A 1,379-nucleotide genomic window follows, 5' to 3' on the forward strand; every position below is an offset into this window, starting at 1 on the left:
TACTGGTTCACGGCCTCGACCTCCTTCGCCAACCCGGCTGTCGCGATCGCCCGCGCCTTTTCCGACACGTTTTCTGGCATCCGTCCGGTCGACCTGCCGGGCTTCATAGCCGCCGAATTGCTGGGGGCGCTGCTGGCCATGGCCCTGGCGGGCTGGCTGCTCGCCGAAGCGAAATCAACAAGACAGATGAAGGCTGCCGAATGACCGTCACCATCTACCACAACCCCGATTGCGGCACCTCGCGCAATACGCTGGCCATGATCCGCCAGTCCGGCGAAGAGCCGGAGGTGATCGAATATCTGAAGACGCCACCGTCGCGCGAAAGGCTGGTCGAGTTGATTGCCGCGATGGGCATGATGCCGCGCCAATTGCTGCGCGAGAAGGGCACGCCTTACGCGGAACTCGATCTCGGCAATCCCAAGTGGACCGACGATGAAATTCTGGACTTCATGATGGCGCATCCGATCCTGATCAATCGGCCGATCGTGGTCACGCGTCTCGGCGTCGTTCTCGCGCGACCTTCGGAAGCGGTTCTCGACATCCTGCCCAACCCCAATATCGGGCCGTTCGTTAAAGAGGACGGCGAAGTCGTCGTCGACATCAAGGGCAAGCGCATTGGCTGAGCAGAACCACGTCGCCGATGACGCGCTGCCGAACGTCGACGAAGAGCAGTTTCGGCCGATCGATATGCAGGTTCTGCTGGACGCGCCCAGGTCCATTCACAAGCCCCGCGTGCTGATGCTCTACGGATCGCTGCGGGAGCGGTCCTATTCCCGCCTCGTCACCGAGGAGGCCGCGCGAATCCTTCGCCGCCTCGGCGCCGAGGTTCGCATCTTCAATCCTTCGGGCCTGCCGCTGCCGGATTCGACGTCCGCCGACCATCCCAAGGTCAGGGAATTGCGCGACCTGTCCATCTGGTCGGAGGCCCAGGTCTGGTGCTCTCCGGAACGGCACGGTTCCATGACGGGGGTGATGAAGGCGCAGATTGACTGGCTGCCGCTGTCGATGGGCGGAGTACGTCCGACGCAGGGCAGGACGCTCGCCGTCATGCAGGTCTCCGGCGGCTCCCAGAGTTTCAACGCCGTCAACCAGCTCCGCATCCTTGGCCGCTGGATGCGAATGGTCACCATCCCCAACCAATCGTCGGTCGCCAAGGCTTTCGCCGAGTTCGACGAAGCCGGCCGCATGAAGCCGTCATCGTATTACAACCGGATCGTCGACGTGATGGAGGAGCTGATGAAGTTCACCCTGCTCCTGCGCGACCGCTCCAACTACCTGACGGACCGCTATTCCGAGCGGGTCGAGAGTGCGGAAGAGGTCGCCAAGCGGGTCAACCAGCGGTCGATCTGAGGCACCTTTGACGGTGCCTGGGTTTCGTA

The 1,379-nt window shown here is 62.7% G+C and carries 2 protein-coding genes and 1 pseudogene; all 3 read left to right on the forward strand.

Features of this window, described 5'->3' with window-relative positions; translation table 11 throughout:
* Nucleotides 1–204 (forward strand): annotated as a pseudogene (locus EN964_RS34670) (aquaporin family protein); the annotation flags it as partial.
* The gene (gene arsC, locus EN964_RS34675; protein WP_127270859.1) at nucleotides 201–623 is read left to right on the forward strand and encodes an arsenate reductase (glutaredoxin); all 423 of its coding nucleotides are present in this window, start codon (nucleotides 201–203) and stop codon (nucleotides 621–623) included. The pseudogene EN964_RS34670 and the gene arsC, both read left to right, overlap by 4 nt.
* Nucleotides 616–1,350: an arsenical resistance protein ArsH gene (gene arsH / locus EN964_RS34680; RefSeq protein ID WP_256754955.1), complete on the forward strand. Its 735-nt coding sequence runs from the start codon at nucleotides 616–618 to the stop codon at nucleotides 1,348–1,350. The genes arsC and arsH overlap by 8 nt, the downstream gene beginning before the upstream one ends.
* The last annotated feature ends 29 nt before the right edge of the window (nucleotides 1,351–1,379 follow it).

The organism is Mesorhizobium sp. M7A.F.Ca.CA.001.10.2.1, assembly GCF_003998575.1.
Lineage (GTDB): Bacteria > Pseudomonadota > Alphaproteobacteria > Rhizobiales > Rhizobiaceae > Mesorhizobium.